Source organism: Mastigocoleus sp. MO_188.B34 (genome assembly GCF_030065675.1).
Taxonomy (GTDB): Bacteria; Cyanobacteriota; Cyanobacteriia; order Cyanobacteriales; family Nostocaceae; genus Mastigocoleus.
This window is the reverse complement of sequence record NZ_JASJDK010000005.1, coordinates 18,244-40,307: the sequence shown is the minus strand read 5'-3', so window position 1 is coordinate 40,307 and position 22,064 is coordinate 18,244. Positions and strand designations below refer to the sequence as shown.

At 38.0% G+C, this 22,064-nt stretch carries 20 protein-coding genes; 9 read left to right on the top strand and 11 right to left on the bottom strand.

Going from position 1 to position 22,064, the window contains the following annotated elements; translation table 11 throughout:
- Positions 1-72: 72 nt before the first annotated feature.
- The 3 genes from QNJ50_RS02040 to QNJ50_RS02030 all read right to left on the bottom strand — a co-directional run bounded on the left by QNJ50_RS02040 (position 73) and on the right by QNJ50_RS02030 (position 2,193).
- Entirely contained in the window at positions 73-1,161 is a 1,089-nt protein-coding gene (locus QNJ50_RS02040; RefSeq protein ID WP_300631479.1) for an AI-2E family transporter, read from the bottom strand.
- Positions 1,162-1,294: 133 nt separating this feature from the next.
- Complete coding sequence (locus QNJ50_RS02035) at positions 1,295-1,729, bottom strand: NUDIX hydrolase (protein WP_300631477.1); 435 nt, start codon at positions 1,727-1,729, stop codon at positions 1,295-1,297.
- Between the two features lie 77 nt (positions 1,730-1,806).
- A complete protein-coding gene (locus tag QNJ50_RS02030; protein WP_300631475.1) occupies positions 1,807-2,193 on the bottom strand; it encodes a hypothetical protein in 387 nt (128 codons plus the stop codon).
- Between the two features lie 761 nt (positions 2,194-2,954).
- Here QNJ50_RS02030 and folD point away from each other — a divergent pair.
- From folD to QNJ50_RS02015, 3 genes are all read left to right on the top strand, one after another.
- Positions 2,955-3,842, top strand: a complete 888-nt coding sequence (gene folD, locus QNJ50_RS02025) for a bifunctional methylenetetrahydrofolate dehydrogenase/methenyltetrahydrofolate cyclohydrolase FolD (RefSeq protein ID WP_300631473.1) — start codon at positions 2,955-2,957, stop codon at positions 3,840-3,842.
- A 192-nt stretch (positions 3,843-4,034) separates the two neighbouring features.
- On the top strand, positions 4,035-4,961 hold the full coding sequence (gene crtE, locus QNJ50_RS02020) for a geranylgeranyl diphosphate synthase CrtE (protein WP_300631471.1): 927 nt from the start codon (positions 4,035-4,037) through the stop codon (positions 4,959-4,961).
- Between the two features lie 91 nt (positions 4,962-5,052).
- Positions 5,053-5,517, top strand: coding sequence for a divergent PAP2 family protein (locus QNJ50_RS02015; protein ID WP_300631469.1), 465 nt, complete (start codon positions 5,053-5,055; stop codon positions 5,515-5,517).
- 80 nt (positions 5,518-5,597) lie between these two features.
- Here the strand turns inward: QNJ50_RS02015 and QNJ50_RS02010 are convergent, their stop codons facing one another.
- The 5 genes from QNJ50_RS02010 to QNJ50_RS01990 all read right to left on the bottom strand — a co-directional run bounded on the left by QNJ50_RS02010 (position 5,598) and on the right by QNJ50_RS01990 (position 10,283).
- Positions 5,598-6,257: a hypothetical protein gene (locus tag QNJ50_RS02010; RefSeq protein WP_300631467.1), complete on the bottom strand. Its 660-nt coding sequence runs from the start codon at positions 6,255-6,257 to the stop codon at positions 5,598-5,600.
- Between the two features lie 154 nt (positions 6,258-6,411).
- Positions 6,412-6,741 (bottom strand): MgPME-cyclase complex family protein, encoded by a 330-nt coding sequence (locus tag QNJ50_RS02005; RefSeq protein WP_300631465.1) that lies wholly within the window; start codon positions 6,739-6,741, stop codon positions 6,412-6,414.
- A gap of 92 nt (positions 6,742-6,833) precedes the next feature.
- Positions 6,834-7,628, bottom strand: coding sequence for a SnoaL-like polyketide cyclase (locus QNJ50_RS02000; RefSeq protein ID WP_300631463.1), 795 nt, complete (start codon positions 7,626-7,628; stop codon positions 6,834-6,836).
- A gap of 515 nt (positions 7,629-8,143) precedes the next feature.
- Entirely contained in the window at positions 8,144-9,031 is an 888-nt protein-coding gene (locus QNJ50_RS01995) for a type II CAAX endopeptidase family protein (protein ID WP_300631461.1), read from the bottom strand.
- A gap of 469 nt (positions 9,032-9,500) precedes the next feature.
- Positions 9,501-10,283: an ABC transporter permease gene (locus QNJ50_RS01990; protein WP_300631459.1), complete on the bottom strand. Its 783-nt coding sequence runs from the start codon at positions 10,281-10,283 to the stop codon at positions 9,501-9,503.
- A gap of 179 nt (positions 10,284-10,462) precedes the next feature.
- Here QNJ50_RS01990 and QNJ50_RS01985 point away from each other — a divergent pair, with 179 nt between their 5' ends.
- A complete protein-coding gene (locus tag QNJ50_RS01985; RefSeq protein ID WP_300631457.1) occupies positions 10,463-11,092 on the top strand; it encodes an exopolysaccharide biosynthesis protein in 630 nt (209 codons plus the stop codon).
- Positions 11,093-11,389: 297 nt separating this feature from the next.
- Here the strand turns inward: QNJ50_RS01985 and QNJ50_RS01980 are convergent, their stop codons facing one another.
- Both QNJ50_RS01980 and rnc read right to left on the bottom strand, forming a co-directional pair.
- Positions 11,390-12,409, bottom strand: coding sequence for an aldo/keto reductase (locus tag QNJ50_RS01980; protein ID WP_300631456.1), 1,020 nt, complete (start codon positions 12,407-12,409; stop codon positions 11,390-11,392).
- Positions 12,410-12,925: 516 nt separating this feature from the next.
- A complete protein-coding gene (gene rnc / locus QNJ50_RS01975; protein ID WP_300631454.1) occupies positions 12,926-13,594 on the bottom strand; it encodes a ribonuclease III in 669 nt (222 codons plus the stop codon).
- Positions 13,595-14,593: 999 nt separating this feature from the next.
- Here rnc and bchD point away from each other — a divergent pair.
- Complete coding sequence (gene bchD, locus QNJ50_RS01970) at positions 14,594-16,705, top strand: magnesium chelatase ATPase subunit D (RefSeq protein WP_300631452.1); 2,112 nt, start codon at positions 14,594-14,596, stop codon at positions 16,703-16,705.
- Between the two features lie 202 nt (positions 16,706-16,907).
- Here the strand turns inward: bchD and QNJ50_RS01965 are convergent, their stop codons facing one another.
- Positions 16,908-17,699 carry an RNA polymerase sigma factor SigF gene (locus QNJ50_RS01965; RefSeq protein WP_027840189.1) on the bottom strand — a complete coding sequence of 264 codons (792 nt, stop codon included), beginning with the start codon at positions 17,697-17,699 and terminating at the stop codon, positions 16,908-16,910.
- A gap of 389 nt (positions 17,700-18,088) precedes the next feature.
- Between QNJ50_RS01965 and QNJ50_RS01960 the strand changes: the two genes are divergently transcribed.
- The 4 genes from QNJ50_RS01960 to QNJ50_RS01945 all read left to right on the top strand — a co-directional run bounded on the left by QNJ50_RS01960 (position 18,089) and on the right by QNJ50_RS01945 (position 22,032).
- Entirely contained in the window at positions 18,089-18,817 is a 729-nt protein-coding gene (locus QNJ50_RS01960; RefSeq protein ID WP_300631448.1) for a Bax inhibitor-1 family protein, read from the top strand.
- Positions 18,818-19,303: 486 nt separating this feature from the next.
- On the top strand, positions 19,304-20,221 hold the full coding sequence (locus QNJ50_RS01955) for a PEP-CTERM sorting domain-containing protein (RefSeq protein ID WP_300631447.1): 918 nt from the start codon (positions 19,304-19,306) through the stop codon (positions 20,219-20,221).
- A 289-nt stretch (positions 20,222-20,510) separates the two neighbouring features.
- Positions 20,511-21,633, top strand: a protein-coding gene (gene prfB / locus QNJ50_RS01950; protein WP_300631445.1) for a peptide chain release factor 2 whose coding sequence is annotated in 2 segments (ribosomal slippage) — positions 20,511-20,582 and positions 20,584-21,633 — 1,122 coding nt in all. Because the reading frame shifts where the segments join, the coding sequence is not laid out codon by codon here.
- A 243-nt stretch (positions 21,634-21,876) separates the two neighbouring features.
- The gene (locus QNJ50_RS01945) at positions 21,877-22,032 is read left to right on the top strand and encodes a DUF3285 domain-containing protein (protein ID WP_300631443.1); all 156 of its coding nucleotides are present in this window, start codon (positions 21,877-21,879) and stop codon (positions 22,030-22,032) included.
- Positions 22,033-22,064 lie beyond the last annotated feature (32 nt).

Sequence of the window (22,064 nt, the reverse complement as noted above, 5' to 3'; positions counted from 1 at the left end):
GACTCCTGTAGAGACGCGCCATGGCGCGTCTCTACGACTTCTCATTACTCATTACTTGTTACTTGTTACTCATCAAACGGCTTTAGCCCCAACATCAACGGTTTCTGCATCAATATTCTCTAATTCTAAAAATCTTCCTTCACGCAAACTGTCAGCAATACTCTTGATAAAACTAGCTAACGGTATTGCAATTAATAACCCTAAAACTCCCAATAATTTCGCACCAACCCACAAAGAAATTACTACCCAAACAGGATTCAAACCAGTAAATTTACTTAGAATTCTAGGAGCAATAAAATTATAATTAAATTGGTCAATTCCCACAGCGATCGCTAAAACTTCTAGACCCAAACCAAAGTCATTTAATGCCACTAATAAGCTAACTATAATAATCCCTATACCTGTACCAAAAGGGAATAAAGCATAAAAACCAATTACTAAACCAAACAACAAACTTAGAGGAACTTTAAGGGCGAGAAAAACCAATGTAATCAACACTCCCAATAAAGTTGCTAAAGTTACCTGTCCAATAAAGTAATTTTGAAAATCCTCACGTAAGGACTCCCTTACTTCTTTTCCTACATACGCCGGGAACCAAAGGAAAATTCCATCCCAAACCCGTTCTCCATTTAAAATTAAATAAAACGTTAGTACTATAGTAAGTAAAATATTGACAATACTGCCAATAGTGTCAACGGCAAAACCGAACAGTTTACCACTGAAATTTTGCAATTGACTTGATAATTTATCTAAAATTGTTGTAGCTAATTGACTAAAATTTGCCTGAAATTGTTGGGTCGAAGCCCAATCTTGGAAGGCTTGTAATTGTTTATTTCCGGAATCAATCCAAACAGGTAGAATATTGGCTAACTCGTTAAGTTGTTCGACAATTCTGGGAACTAAGGTAGTTGCGATCGCAGCTAAGATTACTAGACTCACCACTAACACAACAATAGTCGCAAAAGTTCTTTGAACCCCACGTCCCTGTAAAAACCGAATTGGATAATCTAACACAAAAGCCAGCACGCTAGCAGCGATAAAAATACTTACCAAAGGTTGAAAGTAACGAACAAATTGAAGTAATACCCAACCATTGAGAATCACTATAGGAATCGCCAATCCTAAAGTTAACCATCGTGGCAATTTACTGCTTGACTGCATGGCATTCAATTAATAATAGTTATCAACTAACTAATTATTTATAATTTACAATTTATAATCACTACGGATAATATCAAAATTTAAATATTTCGAACTAAAGAATTTCAGATTAAAGAATTTCACACGAAATACTTCATACTTTAACTTTTTCCATAAAATCCAACATTATTTGCTGATGTACTGGACCTAGAGGTCGAACTTCCCCAGCATTCGCGGAATAACAGCTTCCTTGAGAAATATCTGCTGCAGTTAACAAACCCATATCCCACCCTTCATTCAGTTCCAACTGATTTAACTCTACTGTCAATGGTGCGTAGAAGACATTACGAAGAACTTTTTCATCTTCATAATTACCAAATTTAGTAAAACTTGGTGCTTCGTAAGCAATTTCTTCAATCACTTCTCGTCGCACAGCCACTTCCGGCGTTTCTCCAGCTTCGATATGTCCACCAAATAGCGCCCAGTATCCCGGATATAGAATAGTCGGGATATTATCCCGCAGCTGCATTAAAAATTTATCTTCCTGATAAAGAATAGCGATCGCAACTTGTACCGGTTGTTTGTTCATGGATGAGTCAAGAGTAAAAAGTAAGGAGTAAGAAGTAAAAAGTAAGGAGTAACTAATCCCCAATCCCCAATCCCCAATCACTCCACCTCCAGATAAATATCGCTAAAATCCTTGTCTGCAATTGGAATCTTTTTGTATTTAATTTTACCTTTTGTTTGAACTTCTTGACCAACTTTCCAGTTAGTTTTATGAGTCAAAATCCAAACTTTACCTGTAGAATCTTCCATTTGATATAAACGTTCATTTTTAAGTAACGGCACTTGTTTTGTAACTTTACCTCGTACATAAACCGTAGTTTGGTCAGCCTGTGGTGTAAGCTCTTTAATTGGTGTAATATCTGCTCCAATACCTGTGATATCAGTAAAATTTATATTGCTGCAACTAAACAATCCAACCGAAATATAGCAAATTAATAACCAACCATATACGGATAAAATATAGTAATGTTTTGTATTTTTTCGCATAACATCCCCAAGAACAGGAAAATTGTCCCCTAGTACTTTTTTGTTACTAAATCAACTGGACTTTTTAGTTACCATTATTACCAGAAAAAATCTGAAATGAAGAAAATTCAGACTCAGAAATATCAAAATATAGAAGATTTTTATTTCAATGAAATATTTGTCATACCAAATATTTGTAATTTCAAGCTATTTTTTGGCTAATTTCAACAAATATAATCAATAAGCTACCTGGGAATACCGAAACTATAAATTACTATTTTTGTGAAATTGATTTTGTGAAATTGATTTTGTGAAATTGATTTTGTGAAATTGACTTTTGGCACAAGCCATAAAATATTAGAGTATGTTTGGAAAACCATATTATTTACCCGAAATATCCTAAATTACCCTAAATCTCTGGTTCACGCAGTGCTTCCAATGTGTTGGGGGACTTTTGCCCCCTTTTTAATGGGGTTGGGGGGATCTCCATAATGATTTTTGGTCACAAAACATACTTGTCACACATCCTCTTAGGCTCGGAATCATGATATAGAATAATTTTTCGGTTGAAACTTACACCATAACTTCAATACACATAAGATTATTCTGAGCCATCGGAAAATAAATGTTGCAACACCTGTTAGCAAACGTTATTGAAGCGTAAACTGTTGCATGCAGGTTATAACAACGCCACAAATGCTGATCTACTTATTTTAGTCCCATGATTTGCATAAAACCTATTTACTGAAAGTCAAACCTCGACAAGACAATGGAAACCGAACATGGAAACACAAACAGCGAAATTGCTTGATGGTAAAGCATTAGCCGCTAAGATTCACCAAGAGCTTATTACTGAAATTTCTCAATTACAACCCAAAATTGGTCGTCCTCCTGGCTTAGCAGTATTAATGGTAGGGGATAATCCTGCTTCTGCAGCTTACGTCCGTAACAAAGAAAAAGCTTGCGCAAAAGTTGGGATTGCTTCTTTTAATAGACATTTTCCTAAAGAAACAACTCAAGCAGAATTAGAAACTGTTATCCAAGAACTCAATCAAGATCAGCGGGTAGATGGCATTCTAGTACAGCTACCATTACCCAAGCATTTAGATTCGGTAGCGCTGTTACACCAAATTATGCCCGAAAAAGATGCTGATGGGCTACATCCTGTAAATTTAGGGAAACTTGTGCGAGGAGAACCAGGTTTACGTAGTTGTACTCCTGCGGGAGTCATGCGTCTTTTAGATGAATATTCTATTCCTGTCACGGGGAAAAAAGCGATAGTAGTTGGGCGCAGTATTTTAGTGGGAAAGCCACTAGCATTAATGCTGCTAGAAGCAAATGCAACAGTGACCATAGCACATTCTCACACTAAAGACCTCAAAGCTATTACTAAAGAAGCCGATATCCTCATTGCTGCAGTAGGACGTCCCCAACTAATTAATGCAGAAATGGTTAATAGGGACGCAGTTGTGGTAGATGTGGGGATAAACCGCGTCACTGATACTAACGGCAAAAGTCGGTTAGTAGGAGATGTTGACTTTCAGTCTATTCAAGGAGTAGCTTCTTATATCACCCCCGTCCCTGGAGGTGTTGGACCAATGACTGTGGCAATGTTATTGCAAAACACAGTTTCTAGCTATTCTAGGACAGTTGACAGTGAACAGTGTTAGCGGAGCGTGGCGCTAGCCATACAGTGAACAGTTAACAGTTAACAGTTAACTGTTAATAATAATCAAATAACTGATAACTTTAGCCCGTAAGGGCGTGGCGTTAGCCATAAACTAACAACTGATAACTGAATTTACAGCTCCAAACACCTATAAAATTGTGACGTAAATGACCAAAAACCAAGGAATGTCAGAATGGTAGCAGCGGATAACCTTCGAAGAATTGACTCGAAAACAGAATTTGATTTATCGATATATCTAAAACAACGCAAACAGCTTTGTGAAGAAGCCTTGGAAAAATCAATTCCAGTGGTTTACCCAGAAAAAATTTATGAAGCTATGCGCTATTCGCTGTTAGCTGGAGGTAAACGCCTGCGTCCCATTCTTTGTTTAGCAACCTGTGAAATGACAGGTGGAAACATTGAAATGGCGATTCCCACCGCTTGTGCTTTAGAAATGATTCATACAATGTCTTTGATTCATGATGATTTACCGGCGATGGATAATGATGATTATCGTCGCGGTAAACTCACTAATCACAAGGTTTACGGTGAAGATGTTGCCATTTTAGCTGGAGACGCTTTATTAACCTATGCCTTTGAGTATATTGCTTCCCAAACTAAGAATGTGGCAGCAGATCGAGTTTTACGGGTAATTACTCATCTAGGAAGGGCGGTAGGTGCTGCAGGCTTGGTAGGCGGACAAATTGTAGATTTAGAATCAGAAGGTAAATCAGACGTTTCCATCGATACACTAAATTTTATTCACAATCATAAAACCGCCGCTCTTCTCGAAGCCTGCGTAGTCTCTGGTGCTATTTTAGCCGATGCATCACCCGTAGATTTACAGCGTTTATCTCGCTATGCTAAAAATATTGGGCTGGCATTTCAAATTGTTGATGACATTCTTGATATTACTGCCACCCAAGAAGAATTAGGTAAAACTGCAGGCAAAGATATTGCTGCGCAAAAAGTTACTTATCCTAGTATATGGGGATTAGAAGAATCTCGTCTGAAAGCTCAAAAGCTGATCCAAGAAGCCTGTGAAGAATTAGAATCCTACGGAGAAAAAGCTAATCCTTTAATTGGAGTAGCTAATTACATAACTGCTCGCAAGCACTAGTCGAACGCGGAATTTTGGGACTTGAGGTTACATAAAATACTTTCTAATACACACAACCGCTGCTAATATAAACAAACCTAACCAAAATACCATGCAAGACATAGGCGACATCCTAGACAACCGTGTGCTGCTGGTTGCTTTGTTAGCTTGTGTGACTGCTCAAATATTGAAGCTGTTAATCGAGCTAATTAGAAATGGCAAAGTTAGTGCAAGTGTTTTAGTGAATACCGGGGGTATGCCTAGCGCCCATTCGGCTTTAGTAACTGCTCTCGCTACCGGTGTAGGACAGTCACTTGGTTGGGCTACGCCGGATTTTGCACTCGCAACAGTATTTGCCATTATCGTCATGTACGATGCTGCTGGAGTTCGTCAAGCAGCTGGAAAGCAAGCACGCATTCTAAATCAAATGATAGATGAGTTATTTCAGGAACACCCAGACATTGCAGGCGATCGCCTGAAAGAACTATTAGGACATACACCTTTCCAGGTGATAGCTGGTTCGGCTTTGGGTATTACTATTTCCTGGTTGGCGAGATTTGCTTATATTAGTCCTTAAACTACGAGCGGAGCACCCTTGTTTTGCTCCGCTTAAATTTTGTTTGGATTTATATATAAGCTCAGTAAATCTTAACTCAATTACGGCAGTCTTACTGCAGGACGTAACAACATCACTTTTCTGCTATCGGCAATAATAGCAAAGTAACCTTTATCGCTAAGTTTTTGTAGAGTTGAGTATGCTTCCTTCTGCTCGTTAGTATAAGCTGCTAATAGGTAAGGACGCTGTCCGTAGGAAACGAAACCGACATCACTTTTAATTAACTTTCTGACACTGGATGCGATTTGGGGACGGTTTCGGTAATCTACCAATACAGCAAAACCTTCCCCTAACTGTCGAGGTTTATAACTTACCTTCTTCGTTGCTGTGCGAGCTATCCTATTTCCTGGTCTAGTTGTAATTGTTGCATTTAAGCCAGCTGAATCACGGATATACCTTGCCCAGCGATTAGCATCATCAATCCTAGTAAATCCCCCAATTCGCGTTACGGTTCCACTGAGGTATTTACAAACATTTAACTTGAGTTGTGGGGGTAAAACTTGACGTAACTGAGTGCGGTTATCTTTTGTGGGACTGCTCACAAGTAAAAGATATTCACCAGCTCTGGGACCCCGACATACGGGAATTTTTTCCGTCGCAAGGGTAGTTGTCATATTGACAAAACCGACAGTACCACTGCATAGTGATACTGCTAAAGCTATCGGTATAGTTTGCCATTTTGGGGATACAGTCAAACGCATCTTAATCTTCTCTCCTAAAACACCACGTTTAACACTAATAAAATACAATTTTTAAAAATTTCTGTTGCATCTATAGCAATAAGTACTAAACAACAGATATTAGAGTTAAAGAACCGCCTTGGGGGCGGCTTACTTTTATTAGGACACACTAGTATTAGGACACACTAGCAAGAGATGCTATCGGATCGGGAATTTCGGAAGAGGGAGCTTGGAATTCACCTGTAATTACATACTCCAGTCGTAGTTTCAACCAAGTAATAAACTGAGAATCTGTCGAAACAATTGCTACAGCTGGTTGAGGACATTTAGCTTTGATTGCTTCCATTTGAGGTGCTTCGAGAAAAGCTGGTTGTTTTACCAACCAAAAATCAATCTCTTTTTCCTGCTCGTGATAGTAGCGGGTACGCTCCCGAAGAACTTCTTCTAATGGCTCTTCTTCTAACAAAAAGTGTTGGGAAGCCAAGACGTAATAATATATTTGCATTGTCACCCTTAATTTGTGTACGAGTACCAAGACATGACTATCTCATAATTGTAATTTTGGTCATGTCTTGGCGGATCTCTTAACTTAAAACACTACCATCGAAAATGAAAGGGGCAAGCACTTACTTCTGTTTGTTGCGTGAAATTTTCTTGTACCCTGACAGTTGGTTCTTCACTTCTTCTCCAAAGCTTCCGGAAAAAACCCCATAAAGAATTCTCTGTTTGTTTCTCATTTCCTCCATCCCCAAGAGATGTTAGCTTGGCGAAAAACTGGGTGTTATCGAAATAATGTTCCACCGCCGAGATTTTAAGGTCTTCAGTTACCCGTGCAACGCTCATACCAATTATCTCTATAGTTTCTCCTGTAGGACTATAGTCTTTATATGACCCAATAAATGTTCCCCAATGTCGCCATTTAAATGCAATATTGGGCGGTCCAGAGTAAACTTCTAATACTTCCCATAGGAAACCTTTAGGAAATGCGGTACGAAAAAGTCTTCCAGAAGATTCAAAAGTTTCTTCAGAAGCCTTATATGCATCGGTATCGCCAATAAATAAATTGTAAGTTCCGCCCTTGACAACATCGTCAGCAGTATATTCCTTACTGCCATTACTACTCATTCGAAAACGTTCCCTAACCACCGATAACCATTGTTCGGGATTAGTTTTAAAGGAAACTTCCATCTCAAAGGTTCGTACCAAATTTTGGACGATCGCTTCTAGGGAGCCTTCCACATGATTACAAGTGCTTTCTGCTGCGAGTCCAATCTTGGATTCTGTATAGTCTGGAATTTTTCCATCTCGCCATTGGTCATTTGTACTATGTGCGATCGCCTTATCTCTATCTTGTACCCAAACTGGAAGTTCGTTATTCTGTGTTGTAGTCATAGGAATTAGGAATCCTTACTTGCAGTTTTCTTGGATTTCGCAGTTAAGCCCCTCTTTTTCAGTTACCAGTTAACAGTTACCAGTTAACAGTTAACTGTTACTAGGTATCATGCAATGTGCTATCGTGAATGCAAAGAATTAACAGTTAACGCTTATACGCTTCATCAAATATCCATCAAGATGAAAGCATCTGCTAACAGATACTGGTTACCAGTTGACAGTTTATGATGTTCCACCATGCAGAAATAGCTAACAGTGGACATTATTAAATAGGTATTGGGGTTGATAATGAAGGTTATTTTTCTGTGATGTTAACTGTTAACTGACAATTGTTTGCTGTCAGTATGGGATAGTAATAATTTAGTTAATATTTACACGAAGAGTCAGCACCACTCTTTTCTCCTGTTCCAAAGTCCCTATAAATTAAGTTTACCGGAAATATTATGTCTATTACGATGCTATTTGCTTTATTTTCATTTATTAAATATTATGCCAAGTATTTAAAATCGTACTTCCTAACTATTTTTAAGACTTGTGTTCTCTCTTGTCACACCAAAAGCAATTAAGTAAAATAAAGCACTTTCGATTAAAAACCAAAATATTAACCACTGAGGATTAGCTGTTTCTTTTACAAACCAAATAGCTGGTACGGGTAGAGCCGAATCCTTGGTGGTGATAAATATATGCAAAAGATTATTTGCTGCGTGAATACCTAAAGCCAATTCCAAGCAATTATCTTTGAGGGTGACAAAGGAACAGAATACCCCAAAAGCAAAAAAGTAAAGAGCAACCCAAACTGGACCCCTCTGGATTTCTGGGTTTGGTAAATGGGGAAGCATAAATAAAATGCCATTGATAAACATAATTATCAATGGTTTTTTAGTAATTAAACTTAAGCCTTGAATTAAATAGCCGCGAAAAAATAATTCTTCAGTAGAAGTTTGAATTGGAGTGAGTATTAATGCAAAAGGTAATAGAATCAGCCACTGAGAAGGTTGAAAAGCAAATTCAAAGTTTTCTGGTTCTACAACAAAACCGATAACTGTTATGGAAGCAAGAATCAAAAACCAAGCTCCAAACCCAACCAATAAGCGCCGAAAATTGATCTTAGCTTCCGCACTTACTAATGTGAGAAATTTACGTTCGTGTAGAAACCTAACAGTTAAGAATATTCCAATTGCAAAGAAAATGAAATTAATATTTTGAATTATGTAATTAATTGCCGAACGAGTTTTCAGAAACTCTTGTAATGTTGAAAGGTCTCCAACAACTAACCTAAAGGATATTAATGTAGCGATTGTACCAATAAAAATCCAACAAAAGAAAATCACCAATATTCCTAGGAAGTAGCGCCACGAAGCATTTTTTCCTTGTTTGGCAATTTCCAGATAACTTTGACTCATGGGTTATATCCGATGTAGAGTTATTCTTGCTTCTGCGTCTCAGTATAAAGCCAGATAAATTTTAAAAAAGTGTTTAATAGATACATTAATACGTTCAATTTTTATAAGTACATGAAGAACTTTATAATTAACACCGAACGTTCAAAATCAATCAATTTTCATTAACAAAAGATGTTATTGAAAGAGTATTTGTATTGTGGGAAGGAACTATATCTATAATTTTTAAATGAGAGTGAAGCTAACTAAAATTAATTATAGGAATGATTTGGGATCGGTTATATATATTTTTGGCGTTGCATAATAGAGGGATGCATTGAGGTATTCTTCTTTGTAATGGGTAATTGGTAATGGGTAATAGCTGATAATTGTTAGCGGAGTCGCAGGTAGGGCAGCTATAGGGCATTAACTGTAGCCCGCAAGGGCGTGGCGTTAGCCATAAACTGTTAACTGTTAACTGCTGACTGACATATCAACTTGAAGCACTAGTGTAGAAACGCAAAGCAAAGCGCCAAAACCAAGTAGAAATCAAAAACAACAGTAACGCCAGTATTCCAGCACCAATGACCCAAGTAACTTCTCCTTGACCCAACATGGTTTGAGCGGGAACTGTAGTTAAAAATGCTACTGGAACAACAAAGGTGAAGAACAATCTAAAAGTTGCGGGGTATGCAACCATCGGATAACGTCCAGCTTCTAGCAATCCCCGTAAGACTTCAGTTGCATTATAGATTTTGACAAACCAAACGCTGGTTGCTCCCAGAATAAACCACAAGCTATAAAGCACAACTAAACCAAAAACAACTGGGATCAGACCTAATAGATAGTTACCGATTCCCAATCCCAAACGACTACCCGCATACCCAATAATAATTAAACCGAAAACTAAATCTGGTATTCCCCAAACCGAAATATTGTTAGTAGATAACCAAAACTGAGAACGGATTGGCTTCAATAAGATAAAATCAAGAGTTCCTTCCTGAACATGGCGAACGATGCGGTTAAGATTAGGTGCTAAAAAGATTGCACTAAATCCCTGCAGTAAGGTAAAAATCCCTACAACGATTAATGCTGAGTCCCAATTCCAGCCAGTAAAGTTATATCCTTTGCGGTAAAACAAGAATAAACCAAATATACTGCCAGCAAGATTACCTAAACTACTGAGTACAGCCAAAAGGAAATTAACCCGATATTCCATCTCTGCAGCTAAAGCCGCACCCCAAAATAATTTTAATACTCTGCAATATCTTGACATGAAAACAACAAAATCTTCGGTATAGTGTAAGCTCGTGCTGTATTTAGTTTGTAGTGGATCTACTAACTTTTTTATATGTAGTAATTGTAAGATTTTTAGGACTAAAAAATTTTAAGTCTTTTTCAAAGCCTTGAATTAAAACTTGAATTTATAGCACTTAATACTATGGTACTAATACTATGGCAAAACTTTCTAAAGAACTAAATCACTTTTTTTTTGAAGAAAAACGACCTGACTACGTGACATTGGAAGATATTCTCCAAATAGCAGGTGACAGCGTTTTTGGGTTTTTGTTCGTTGTTTTGGCTTTACCTTCAGCTTTACCCTTACCTGCGCCAGGTTATGCTGCTCCCTTTGGTGTCTTAATATTTATACTTGCTATCCAATTCATTATCGGTCGTAAAAAACCTTGGCTACCCAAGAAGATGGCAAATCATCGAATGAAGCTGGAAACAGTACAAAAGTTTATTAAAGCAGGAACTCCTTGGTTGCAAAGAATTGAAGCCATAACTCGTCCTCGTCTACCTTATGTTTGTACCACTATCCCAGGAAGATTGATTATTGGCGTTGCTATTGCTTTGATGTCAATTTCTATGTGTATTCCTATTCCTTTAACTAACACGCTACCAGCAATTGGTATTTTTTTTGTTGGCTTTGGCTTACTTGAAGATGATGGCTTTATTAGTCTAATTGGTTTAGTTATTTGTTTGATGGGTGCAACTTTAACCAGTTCAATTTTCATCTTTGGCTATAAAGCTGTTGAAGCTGGGATCGCTGCAATTAAAGCACTCATATTTGGTGCTAGTTAAATATTGATCTAAATTTTGATCGTTCCCATTGAAACTCTATTGGGAGATTGATATTGAAATAGGGGATAGGGGATCGGAAACGAAAACAAAAAACTAATAAAAAATTTTCTAACAATTATGGCTAATACTATTTAGCCAAGAGGGCACATTGATTTTGTGCCTCTAGCTTGATACTTGCTGTGCTTGTACAGATAGAAAATAAAGTTTCAATTCCCAATTCCCGCTCCCTATATTACGTGTCCTGTCACGCAATACATACGGTAATCTTACGTTAGAATCCTAATTCCTATCGTCCACTCAACGCCGATACTCATCTCCACAATCACCAATCAGCTCATATAAATCCTGTGATTTGCGGGATATTGCATCGATGCGATTCAAATCTTCCGAATCGAGTTGAAGGTTAAATATTTTGGAATTATCTTCTATATGCTCGGATACACTAAGTCTTGCTCCGATTATTACACCGCCAACAGCAGGCTTATCTAAAATATAACGGGCTGCAACATTGGGAATACTAACCTGATGTTTTGCAGCAATTTCCTTAAGAGTAAGCAGTAATTCTTGAAATAGTTTCCAACCACCCCAAGCATCTATCATATTTTTGTATTTTCTCAAGCTGGTGGTATTTAGTCCCCAACTTTTTGGTTCCGGTTTACCAATATAGTTTTCTGATAATAAACCGCCACAAATAGTCCCATAGGTCAATAGTTTAATGTCATGTTCTTGACAATATTTAATCATGTTGACTTCGGGACGGCGATCAACAATGGAAAATTGTACTTGGTTAGAAACTATTTTGATCCCAGCATCAGTGATAACTTGTAAGTGCTCGGTATCAAAATTAGTTAAGGCTAAATGTTTGATTTTGCCCTCAGATTGCAAATCCGCCATATATTTCAGAGCATCTAAATAGTTTTTATCTCGATACTCCCACCAATGAAATTGCATTAGATCTATTGATGCTACATCCATTCTTCTGAGGGAAATATTGATGTTTTTATCAACGATTTCTTTGGTGATGTTACCGGGACGAGGAACCCATTTAGTAAAAGCTTGCAGTTGAGATAGAGCCTGTTCGCCACGACTATTAATTAACTGACGACGAAACTCACCGATAAAATCTTCCGCAGGACCATAGTGGTCAGCCAAATCCCAAGTAGTAAAGCCTGCATCCATATATTTGAACATCGATTGAATCGCAGGTTTGGGGTTGATGCGTCCATGTCCCCCAGAAACCTGCCACATTCCATTGAGGATACGACAAATATTTAAGTCGGGAGTGAATTGTAAACGGCTAGATGCAGGTAATACCATTTTTTTGCCAAGTCCTTAAGGGTCGAGTGTAAACCTACATAGAGTTTATCAGGCAAGGCAAATTATGTTGGGTGCGATCGGGGTGCTCTCGCTTTTGATTTAAAACAAATGTGTAGGGTGTGTTAGGCGCAAGCCGTAACGCACCGAATGATATTACTTTATGGTGAAGGTCGGTGGGATTGGTGCATAAGTTCTTGAAGCGGAATAGTTACTCTAGCCTTTGCCTTATATCAAATTCAGGTCTAAGTACTAATAATAGATGAAGCAATTACGCTGCTAAGTGCTGAAATAAGAACATTAGGTAGCTGCCAGTATCAATTATCGCTAGTTAACTGCAAGACTACTGTTCAACTTAAGCATAACTTGAATAAATTTATATACCAACCCATGATGATTCAGCAATGCGTTACGACGCTCTTAAATTTTTTCTAGAAAAATATATATAGTTGTACGCCATAACACACACTACATCATCTAGCACCATACATTACCAATCCCAAATCGCCAATCCCCAATTTATTTAAGTTTTGCCAGTGCATTTTCCGCCGCAGCTTTTTCTGCATCCCTTTTACTGCGTCCCCGACCTTCACCATAAACTCGATCGCCCACTAACACCTTGGCAAGAAACTCTGGAGCATGACAAGAACCTCCAATAGGGATAGTGTCATATTTGGGGGGAGAGGGAGTAATATTTTTTTGTACCCATTCTTGAAATCGATTTTTTGCATCCACATTGGAGCGTAATGTAAAAGTTTTTTCAGGGACTGAATTAAATAAAGGTTCAATAACTGCACGCACAGCCTCGATATCACAATTTTTATCAAGGTAGTAAGCTGCGATTAAAGCTTCAAAAGTACTACTAAGTAACTTAGGATTTTGAGAACCTCCCTCACGTTTTGCTCCTTTACCCAAGCGTATTTTTGAGTTTAAACCTACTTCAAGAGCAAAATTTGCCAATTGTTGTTCGTCTACAAGCGCGGAACGTCTACGGGTTAACTCATCTTCCCCTTTTTCTGGATATCTTTGATAAAGATACTCACCACTTAAAAAATTTAACAACGCATCGCCAAGAAATTCCAAACGTTCGTTATGCTCGCCAGACTGTGGATGTTCGTGAAGATAGGAGCGATGGGTTAGTGCATTAAGTAGAAGTGTTCGATCTTTAAACTTAAGAATTTGATGCATTTTCATGCTTTTTTGAATACGGATGTCTCTGTTAATCAAGAAAGAAAAAAGAAAAAGTAGAAGAACGAGAAATTAATTAGACTTGAGACAGGGCGCATCCCAATTGTTGCAAAAAAAAAATTTTTTTGTCTAAGAAATTAGCGCAAGGTGGATTATTCAACCATGCACGAGCAAGCGAAGTAAAATATTATCACCATAAATTTACAAGTAAATTGAACCTAGTAAATTTACAACTGACAGATTTCAGTAACTTTAGACCAGATAAATTTAATTTATATATTTGGGATGCTTCCCTTTCGGTAAGCCTTTAAAATTAGGCATTGGGAGAAATAAAATCTCGTATTATAGCGTGGTAGTTAGCACCCGATGAAAGCGGTGTTTTTGCAATACATACAGTATGCTCCGCTAACCGCTAGTTGCTCAGGTTGTCATATGTAATGACTTTTCTTAATTTTCTTTTCTGTAAAAAAAAGACTCTCCCGGACAAGTGAGTATCTAATTATAAAAATTTGAAAGATTAAGCTTTGAAATATTAGAATTTGAAATATTAGATTTTAAAATATTACGCTTTGAAGTATTAGGATTTGAAGTATTTATAGCAATCATATTTGATTTGCGAAGCGGTAAATCCTTCAGAGACGCGACATATTTCCCTCTGGAAAAGCTAAGAAGAAGGCATCTCTAAAATTCTAAAATATTGGTTCTCATGAATGGTGTAGAATTACTATATATTAGAAAGTAATGAAAATATATTAGAAAATAATGAAAAATATTGGTAATTATTTTTCATTAAATTTGATTGAAAATATAAATTTGATCCCAGAGATTTGGACGACATAAAACAAAAAAGTAGAGTTCTGTTAGCATAAGCGCGGAATACTACAATACCGCATTCTCGCACTTAAAGATAAAACAGCAGACAATTGCGACATCTAATTATTGCCTCAATGGTGGCAAGTTTTGGTATGCTAAAAAGCTAGATCGGTAATGATGAAAACTATGCCCGCCACCAGTGTTAGCCCTTCAAATATCGCTTTTCCCCTGACAGCCGTAGTCGGTCAAGAAGCAATCAAGTTAGCTTTGCTTTTAGCCGCAGTAGATCCTGGTTTGGGAGGGATTGCGATCGCAGGTCGTCGGGGTACAGCAAAATCGATTATGGCACGGGCGATTCACGCTCTTCTTCCGCCCATAGAAGTTGTTGCAGGCTCTATAAGTAATTGCGACCCCCAACACCCTGAAGAATGGGACGATGAACTATTAAAAAACACTTCCTCCTTCGGGGGAGATCAGGATGGGTTTCCTTTGGCGACTACTCAGGATGGTGTCTCACCAGACACAGTTAATGACAACCCAAGTGGGGTAAAAACTGAAATTATTCCATCACCTTTTGTCCAAATTCCCTTAGGAGTTACAGAAGATCGACTTTTAGGATCTGTAGATGTAGAAAAATCAGTTCAGCAAGGACAAACAGTTTTTCAGCCCGGTTTACTCGCCACAGCTAACCGAGGAGTTTTATATGTAGATGAGATCAATCTTTTAGACGATCAAATCAGCAATCAATTACTAACCGTTTTATCAACCGGGCGCAATCAAATCGAACGGGAAGGAATTAGTTTTCAGCATCCTTGTAAATCACTGTTTATTGCTACTTATAACCCCGAAGAAGGAGCCCTACGGGAACACTTACTCGATAGAATAGCTATTACCTTGAGTGCTGATGGTGTCTTAGGTTTAGACCAAAGAGTTCAAGCCGTAGAACAAGCAATTAACTATTCCCGATCGCCCAAAGAATTCTTACAACAATACAGCGAAGACATTGACACCCTCAAAACTCAAATTATTTTGGCAAGGGAATGGCTCAAAGAAGTTATCATTAGCCGCGACCAAATTAATTATCTTGTTGATGAAGCTATTCGTGGTAATGTCCAGGGACATCGTGCAGAGCTATTTGCTGTACGTGTCGCCAAAGCAGCTGCAGCTTTGGAAGGACGCAACCAAGTTAATGCTGAAGATTTACGACGGGCAGTAGAATTGGTCATAGTTCCTCGAGCAACTACGGTGGAGACACCACCGGACCAACAGCCCCCACCACCTCCTCCCCCACCACAGGACCAAGAAGAACCCGAAGACCAAAATCAATCGGAAGAAGAACCAGAAGAACCCGAAGAGCAACAAGAAAACGAAGAACAACAAGAACAGGAACCACCCAGTATCCCTGAAGAATTTGTATTTGATCCTGAGGGTGTAATTCTCGACCCCAGCGTATTGTATTTCGCTCAAATGTCCCAAAGACAAGGAAAATCAGGTACTCGCAGCCAAATTTTTTCCGATGACAGAGGGCGTTATATCAAACCGATGTTACCCCAGGGTAAAGTTCGCCGAATAGCTGTAGATGCCACATTACGAGCCGCAGCTCCCTACCAGAAAGCGCGAAGAGCTAGATATCCCGGAAGAAAAGTAATTGTCGAACAAGCAGATATGCGTTCTAAACGCTTAGTACGTAAAGCTGGTGCATTGGTAGTATTTGTTGTTGATGCTTCCGGTTCGATGGCATTAAACCGCATGCAATCAGCAAAAGGTGCGGTCATGCAACTACTTACAGAAGCCTATCAAAACCGCGACCAAGTAGCATTGATTCCTTTCCGAGGTGAAGAAGCTGAAGTTTTACTACCACCTACTCGTTCTATAGCTTTAGCGCGATCACGTTTGGAAACTTTACCCTGTGGTGGCGGTTCGCCCTTAGCTCATGGTTTAACCCAAGCCGTACGTGTTGGTTTAAACGCCAGAATGAGTGGCGATATCGGGCAAGTTGTAGTTGTAGCGATTACCGACGGGCGGGGTAATATTTCCTTGTCACGTTCTTTAGGAGAACCCCAAGAGCCAGGTCAAAAACCAGATATAAAAGGCGAATTATTGGATATCGCGGCAAAGATACGCGCTGCTGGGATTCAATTACTAGTAATTGACACTGAAAGTAAATTTGTCTCCACAGGTTTTGCTAAAGAATTAGCACAAACAGCAAGCGGTAAATATTACCATTTGCCAAAAGCAACCGATAAAGCAATTGCTGCGATGACTAAAGGTGCAATAGCAGATATTAAGTCCCAGTAATAGTCTTGGTAAATATTTAATGGTTAATTGTTTGTTTCATTAACACCCACTGCATAAGCAGTTAAGGTATACAGCAATTACCCATTACACATCACCAAACCGAATGTAAATAAATAGATAAAGATATTTCTGAAGATTGCTGTAGCGTTTGGAAGGTGTTGATTTCGGAAATGAGCGCCTACAATGTAAATCAAATAGATATTCAAGCAGAAGTTCCTGCTGAAACAGTTTGTGGCTGCATAAAAGACACTAAATCCTGAATGCCTTTTTGCAAATATCGCGTTACTGTCATTGGTGAAGTTCCAATGGTTTTAGCTGCATCCTTCCGAGAAAGTTCTTTTAAAAACACTAATTCAACTGCCATCCGGGGTTTTTCTTCCAACATATCGATCGCCCCTCGAAGCTGCTGTCTTTCTTCTTCTAGTTGTTGGTGAGAACTACTACGTTGACAGGGGAGTGCTTCACCCAGAGTCACTTGACAATCAACATAATGAACCACTGTTGCATCTAAACTTAATGGCATCCTGTTTTGTGCAGCCAACTTAGTTTCTTGCCATTCTTGTAACGAAACCTTCAATAGTTTAGCAATTTCAGCATCTTTTGGAGGTCTACCCAAATCTGCTGCTAATTCTTTACGAATTTTTTGCCCCTCATTGTAGAGTTCTTGCCATCGTCTGGGTATCTTTAATAAAGTACTGCGATCGCGAAGAAAATGAAGCATCTCACCCCGAATATAAGGTACAGCAAAAGAACTAAAAGCATAACCTTGAGATGGGTCGAAACGTTCAATTGCACGAATCAAACCAAAATAACCGATTTGCTCTAAATCTTCATAAGGTTCATTACATTGATGGCTAAATTTATGAGCCATCTTCCGTACTAAACCAGTATGTAGTTGTACAAGTTTATTGCGTAGTTTGATTGAAGGATTTTGATAGTACATACGCATTAGTTCCATACTATCGTACCTCATAGAGGACTGAGTAGCTACCATATGAATACCCTTGTAATAACTTCCATCTCGGGAAAGGAACTTTAATCAATAATTTTTATACTTAGTTGCATCCAAATAGAGAATTCAGTGTTTTATGCTTTGTGAGTCAACTTGATAATTAACTTTAAGCATGCAACTCAGTATTAAAGCTGTAATTATTTTCCTTGTGAAAGGTTTTGCAGACCATTCGTCCTTTCACTGAAATTGCTAAGAGTCTCACCCCACAGCTCAGTATTTATACGTAATATTGTTTTTGTTTTCCATTATTGAAATAAATTTTGTTAAATAATAAACCTGTAAACATGCTTATTAGCACCATGGTTGGAGGTATTGTCTGTGCGCCAAAATGGTAAAAACGATAAAATTTGATTGGATTTATTTTTTGATATATGAGTAATACAAGTAATTTTCGGGATGCTATCCGCAATGCCAAAACACAAGCTCTTGTGGGTCCAAATGTCATTGCGAACGCTCTACCCTTCGTAGGTGGTGGACTTTTACTAACAGCCTTGGGAACCTACGGTGGAATTAATATCATCCAAAACAACCCTGAGTTGTTCTTCCCAACTTTTATTGGCGCGTTCATTGTAGAAATCATTCTCTTCTTTGTCGCCCGCAATGTTGCTGAAAAAGCTAATAATGCAGTAGCTCTTCCTTTGCTTGCTGCTTACAGTTTGTTGTCGGGCTATACTCTGAGCGGTATTGTATTTTTAGCTTTAAGAACCCAAGGAGTTGGAATCGCAGGTGTGGGCTTTGCTGCTTTTGGATGTGGTATAACTTTTGTTTTTGCTCGTCAAATTGGTTCTAACCTTTCCGAGGAAGATGGTATTGCCCTATCCAAAACAGTTAGTCTGGGAATAATTGCTCTAGTTATTGTTTTGGGGCTTCAGTTAGTTTTGAGCCTTTTTGGCATTTATACTCCTGGCTGGTTAGAAATTAGTATTTCCGGTATTGGTGTACTTCTGTTTGCTGGTGCGGCCGTGGTAGATTTCTTCGTATTACCACGTACTTATAGCGATGATCGATACTTAAGTGCAGCATTATCGATGTACTTAACCTACATAAATCTATTTATCTTCATCTTGCGTTTGCTGATTGCTATCAATAGCCGGGACTAGTGAAGTAGTTAGTCAAATTACAACGCTAAAACCAAATAAAGCAACATTAATTAAATAAACCCCAGCTATACCCAGACCAATATTTTGTAGGTACAACTCAATTGTTTGCAATCAAATATTCAAACTGGATCTGGTCTTAATACATTAATCGTGGTGCTTGCATTTGTAAGTACCACGATTTTTAGATTATAGGATTTTAGATTATAGGATTTTAGATTCTATGGTTTTTAATCTTTAAATTCTTTTGGTATTTATGAAATTTTCATTTCTGTATTTAATTATAATTCCGTAAAAACATTGAAAATTATTTATATTTATTGTTTATAAATTAAAAAGATAAGTGTTTCATTAAACACGTTTATTTTAATTACAAATATGTAATTATCCGTAACATTTATTTTTAAGAAAAAACTTAATTAGATCCCCTTGTCGAAAGGTAAAACCAATGAATAAATTGAGAACATCGATTCTCAGGGAAACCTTTTCATGAAAGTTTGGAATAAGGTATTATTCGTATCTGCTACAATACTAGCCACTTTAGGAGCTTTTGCTTCTTCTGCACAAGCAGCTGGTTTTAACTATATTCGTATCGGCGATCGTGACGGTTTGGGTTATGGAAACGGTTCGGGTTACACCGCAGCAAACGGTGACGCTGCTAATGTTGATGGAAAAGGCGTATTGGGAGTTGGAGATTTTATCCCAGACCTTAATCAAGATGGAAAATTAGCAACTGGTAAGGGAGATGATTTTGATAATCGTAGCGCGGCAGAAAAATTAAATACTGCGATTCAAACTAAAGGATTTATTGATAATGGAAGCAGTGGTTCCATATTTACTGATATTTCTCTGTCAACTAGTTTCATTAAAAAAGCTAATTTTTCTGAAAAAGGTTTTTCTGAAAAAGATTATAGATTTCAGAATACAAATGGAGATCAAAAAACCAGTCAGATTCCTCTTCCAGGATTTGATTTTGACTTTTCCGTAGATAAAAATAATGTAGTTAAAGACTCCCCGGTCTACTTTAATCTCCTCTTTGGCGATTACGATGTGAAAGATGCCAAAGTTGGATTTTGGAAAGCAGATGGGAGCTACTTTGAGAGACAGCTAACAAAACAAAAAAATAGCAAAGGTCAAGATGGCTGGATTCAATCAGCCTTTGTAGAACTAGATTTTGATGAAGTATTTAGTGCGACTGCGAATGGTTATGACGGGCTCCTGAGAACTAAGATAATTGCTCCTGATGAGCCGTACTTAACTTTTGATTATGCTGAACTAAGTACAAAACGAATTTCATTGGATCCCGATCCTCAGTCCGTACCAGAGCCCACAACAATATTAGGTTTGGCTGTATTTGGAATATTTGGAGCTAGTTCTTTACGCAAACGCCAAACCGTGAATAGCTAACCTCTAAAATTTGCCAATACATCCTTCTCTGATCGTGCAACTGAGCAATAATACCTTGCTGCAATTCCTCAAAATGTACAAAACTTAATTTATCTTATCCTCACCAAAAGCAATCAGCAATAAAAATTAACCAACATAAACAATTAAGATTTTCTAATGCTTAAAATTAATCTGAAATAAACCTAAATTGTATAATTACAATCTGCAAGGGTATGCTTGCAGTTTTTTTATTTTTAAATTAATAGAATTAAAGCAATAATATTCTTGCATAAGCAACTTAGTAATCACTATGGACGCTCTGGAACTTAAACGCGAAGTCGAAATGTTGTCTGGTCGCCTGGGTAAAACCCAGGAGTATCTTTGACGTTCCCGCATTAACCGCCAAGATTCAAGATTTAGAACAGACCGCAGCACAACCTGATTTTTGGGACAATCAAAGTCAAGCCCAAAAAATACTCCAAGAATTAAATGACCTCAAAGCGAATCTTCAACAATACAAAGACTGGGAATTAGGTTTGGAAGATAGTAAGGCGGTGTTAGAGCTTTTAGAGCTTGATGCCGATGGAGCATTAATTGAGGAAGCAGAATCTACTCTTAGTAAACTCAACCGCGAATTAGACCAGTGGGAATTACTGCAATTACTTTCTGGGACTTACGATAGTAGTGGAGCAGTGCTTACAATAACAGCCGGAGCTGGTGGTACTGATGCCCAAGACTGGGCAGAAATGTTACTACGCATGTACGTCCGTTGGGCTGAAAGTTACGGTTATAAGGTTACTTTGACAGAAGAATCTAAGGGGGATGAAGCTGGGATAAAATCAGCAACTTTAGAAATTACTGGACGTTACGCTTATGGCTATTTACGTTCAGAAACCGGAACCCACCGCCTGGTAAGAATTTCGCCATTTAATGCTAATGGTAAACGACAAACTAGTTTTGCAGGGGTAGAAGTCATGCCCCAATTAGACGATTCTGTTGAGTTAGAAATTCCAGAAAAAGATTTGGAAATTAGCACATCTAGATCTGGTGGTAAAGGTGGACAAAATGTTAACAAAGTAGAAACTGCTGTCAGGGTAGTTCATATACCCACTGGGATCGCTGTCCGTTGTACAGAAGAGCGTTCTCAACTGCAAAACAAAGAAAAAGCTCTTACCCGTCTCAAAGCTAAATTATTAGTCATTGCTCAAGAGCAACGTGCTCAGGAAATCGCAGAAATTCGTGGCGATATGGTGGAAGCAAGTTGGGGAAACCAAATCCGTAACTACGTGTTTCATCCTTACCAAATGGTTAAAGATTTGCGTACAGAGGTGGAAACAACCGCTATTAATGATGTCATGAATGGGGAACTCGATTTGTTTATCCAAGCTTATTTGAGACAGGAAAATCAACTTGTAGAGAATACCTCTAACTAATAAGCACGAGATTTGGGATTCAATTTGGTGGGTGAATCAAGGTGGCTGAATCAAAATTATTGGATTAAACTTCTGGGACTAAATCTCTTGAAGTCAAATTCTCAAATTACTTTGTATTCCCTAAGTCCCACAATTCTTAACTCAGAATTGATAATTTCAGAATTGATAATTATTTCCAAAAGAACATTAAAGTACTCAACAAACTGTTACATTGAAGTAAGGTTTTCGGATTTAATAAAATTTATGGAGAATTCTTCTTCCGAGGAAAAACAACCCTCTTACGTAAAACTCGCAATGCGAAACATGGTGCAAAAGCGTCTGACCTCTTTAAAGCACTTTGCCTTGACTACAATAGGATTATTGACTGTTTTAGTTGGTCTTGCTTATCTAACTCGATAAAGAAGCAAGGAGCTGTTTAGCTAACTTCACTT